Origin of the sequence: Lentilactobacillus otakiensis DSM 19908 = JCM 15040 (genome assembly GCF_001434145.1) — a bacterium.
GTDB classification, from domain to species: domain Bacteria; phylum Bacillota; class Bacilli; order Lactobacillales; family Lactobacillaceae; genus Lentilactobacillus; species Lentilactobacillus otakiensis.
The window spans coordinates 1-3214 of record NZ_AZED01000016.1; the positions used below are offsets into that span (position 1 = coordinate 1).

Sequence of the window (3214 nt, forward strand, 5' to 3'; positions counted from 1 at the left end):
GATTGACTTATTATACCCTCTCTTAAAAGTTGTCTCAGGAACTAGCTTACATCCATCGAATCCACTCGATTAAATATAAACCGTTCGTTAATATATTTAGCTCATTAAAGTCTTCCGGCAAATTAGATACTACGCAATATTTTTCTATTAATCAAATAGTTTAGTATACTTAGATGGGATGATAAAGGAGGTATTTTTATGAAATGGAAAAGAATAGTTTTATTAGCATTCGCAACATCCTTATTTTTTCCAATCACTGGTAATTTTACCGCACAAGCTAACAGTGGCTACCAGGTTGTGAAGACAAAATATTATACTAGCAGCACGCCATTCCACGCGAAGAACCCTAAGCAAAACGCTTATCTCTGGAATGTTAAACACACAAGAAAATTACACAACCTTAAAAACTATCCCAACTCTTTTTGGACACGTGCCAAGACTGTTATTTTACGTAAACATAACAAATCTGCTGTTTACTACTACGTGGCAGGTGTAACCCCTAAAGGGACTTCAAATCTTTATGGCTATGTTTGGCGCGGTTACTTAAAACCGGGATATAATCCCAATTATAAAGTTTGGAACGGCCTTGATATTAACTACTTTTTAAATGATAAGGACTATCAGCGTTACATTAACCAGTCACCTTCTCAAAGCCTAAGTCGAAAAGTTTTGAAATTATTTCCTGGTACTCGGCTTTCATTAAAATTATCACAACTAACTGCTTATGGATCGACATTATCTGATTTTCAGAAACAATTTACGGATGTGATTATCAATAAAAATGCTAATTACGCTTTTTATAATCCTCGTGGGAAGGTAACTTCTGCCAATGAAAAACTATCAGCAATTAAATCAGCTTTTAATGCTGCAGGGTATGATTCGCAAAAACGGTCAGCGTTAAATGGTTATCAGATCGGCATATATTATGAAAGCAATCGACAAAAGGGTGGGGTTCTTTCATATGACGATGGTTATTATGCCGGTGTAACTGTTGCTAAGCCACTAAACTAAAAAGAATAACCACTCGCTTTTTTTCAAAATTGCGAGTGGTTATCCTTTTTAGTTTAGTTAAATGCGGACTTAGGGAACCGATAAATTCGGTTCTCAACTGATACACCTGGATACATCGTAATTCCAATCAGCACATTATCACCTGATAATTGAATGGCTTCATCTTCTGTTTGACCAGATACCCAATTTGAATTATCAACTTTCTTATGGACTGGTTCTTTTGTCCCCCAGGCAACTTTACTTAAAGCAATACCATCTCTTTCCGTATTGCTAGCGGATAAATAAATTGCGTCATTATCAGCTAATTCAGTTCCTTGAATTGACCCATAATAGGATAATGAAAAGATGCTTTTACTGCTGAATCCTGGCTTTAATCCTTTACCAGTGCTAGCATCTTTTACAGCTTTTGAATCACACCCTAAAGTAGGGCTCGAAGTTCCTGCAACCTGATCCAATGCATTGTTCAATTCCTTGTTATTATATTCCGTTAAACTTGCTTTGCGTGGATTGTCGGTGTTGATTGTCATGATAAGCAGTTTCGACTTATCACTAGATAATGCCGCTTCCACTCGTAAAACGTTACCAATTGAAGTTCCCTGATTGCTTGCGTACCGAAGGCTAATTAAGCGAGTTGCTTGAGTATATTCCAGTGTTGTTCCTGATGAATATTGAACTCTTGCTAATTGAGTCGGCCAATAAGTTAAATCAGGCTTTTTAGAATTTGGATTATTCTTATTGGTTTGGGATCCTCTAGTAGCAATCCAAAAATATGGGGTTGCGTTAGTGCCGTGAGTGAAGTACTGTAACACTTGTGAATGACCGAACCCCACTAAAATCATTGGGTCTTCAACCTGATTGGCATTACCAGTGGGCTTCCCGTTTGCGTCCTTTTCGATTTGTAATCGACTAAAGGTTAGATCTTTTAATTCGTTGTCACTATCATTTCTCCGACGTTGTAAAGTATAAATATAACTTGTACCAACGTAAAATGTTTGGACTGCATGTACCTTGTCCTTTAAATTCTGGATTATAGTCAATACGTGAGACAGATTTTAAGAGAGATCAAGAACCGCGTTTAGCTTCCACAGCTCAAATAAATCATTAATTTCGATTAATAACTTATTTGAACCATGGAAAGCATTAAATTATGCGGCCATCTGGTTCGCAATCGTTGTGATTTCAACCTGTAAGGGGGTCTGGTAGCTGAGTGAACTATGAATTCTTTTCCTATTATAAAAGGAATGAACATATTCAAAGAGGACTGAAGCTGCCGCTTCATAATTTTCAAAAACTGGAATTGGATAAACACATTCCTTTTTGAGTGAAGCATGGAAGGATTCCATTGGGGCGTTGTCATAAGGACAACCTTTACGGCTGTATGAGTGGCGGATATGTAGTTCATTTAAGCGTTTGTTATACTCATCGCTGGTGTACTGCGTACCTAAGTCACTGTGAATGATGAGGTTCTCAGTAATTGTCCGATTCTGAACGGCGCTTTCAAGTGTCTTCATGATCAGCTTGGTATCCATTTTTTTAGAAAATGAATACCCGATAATCCGACGCGAGTGCAGATCCATGATGGTTGATAAGTAACACCAGCCATCACGCTTAGTCTGAATATAAGTAATATCAGTTGTCCACTTCTGATTTAAACCGGTGGTGGAGAAATCCTGCTTAAGGAGATTGGGACGCTGTTTAATCGCTTGTTTGGAGGAAGAGGTGGCCTTCCACTTCTTGATGATAATCGAGTGAATATCCATTTCCTTCATGAGTCGAGAGACTCGGCGAGGACTGCAGCGGCGCTGCAGGGGCTGAAGTTCCTTACTTAATTCATATTGGATCTTCATAACCCCGTATCTTTGCTTGAACTCAACGAAGATGCGGAAGATCCGCCGTTTCAGATCTTTGTCTTCCAGACTTCTTTTTGAGGGTTTGTGGGCTTTATAGCGATAGTAATGCGCTTTTGAAACCCCGATGACTCGACGCATCTTAGGTACCTGGTAATTTTGGCTTTCTTGTTAGATATAATCAAAGATATCGGTTATCTCTGCGCAAGGAAGTCGAGGGCTTTTTTTAAGTCGAATAAGGCAGCTAAGCGTTTCTCCATTGCTTTAATCTTTACCTGACTTGTTTTGAGTTTGGGCCTAGATCCACTTATGAACAGTGGAATACCCAATGCCATATTCTCTGGCAAGTTGAGCAG

2 protein-coding genes and 1 pseudogene are annotated in these 3214 nt (G+C 38.6%); 1 reads left to right on the plus strand and 2 read right to left on the minus strand.

Features of this window, described 5'->3' with window-relative positions; translation table 11 throughout:
• Nucleotides 1-198: 198 nt before the first annotated feature.
• Nucleotides 199-1011 carry a hypothetical protein gene (locus FD05_RS10720; protein WP_020282186.1) on the plus strand — a complete coding sequence of 271 codons (813 nt, stop codon included), beginning with the start codon at nucleotides 199-201 and terminating at the stop codon, nucleotides 1009-1011.
• Nucleotides 1012-1064: 53 nt separating this feature from the next.
• Here FD05_RS10720 and FD05_RS10725 read toward each other — a convergent pair whose 3' ends face one another.
• Together FD05_RS10725 and FD05_RS10730 are read right to left on the minus strand one after the other, a co-directional pair.
• Nucleotides 1065-2048 (minus strand): helveticin J family class III bacteriocin, encoded by a 984-nt coding sequence (locus FD05_RS10725; RefSeq protein WP_056938586.1) that lies wholly within the window; start codon nucleotides 2046-2048, stop codon nucleotides 1065-1067.
• A gap of 108 nt (nucleotides 2049-2156) precedes the next feature.
• A pseudogene (locus tag FD05_RS10730) lies at nucleotides 2157-3011 on the minus strand (IS3 family transposase); the annotation flags it as partial.
• Nucleotides 3012-3214: the final 203 nt, after the last annotated feature.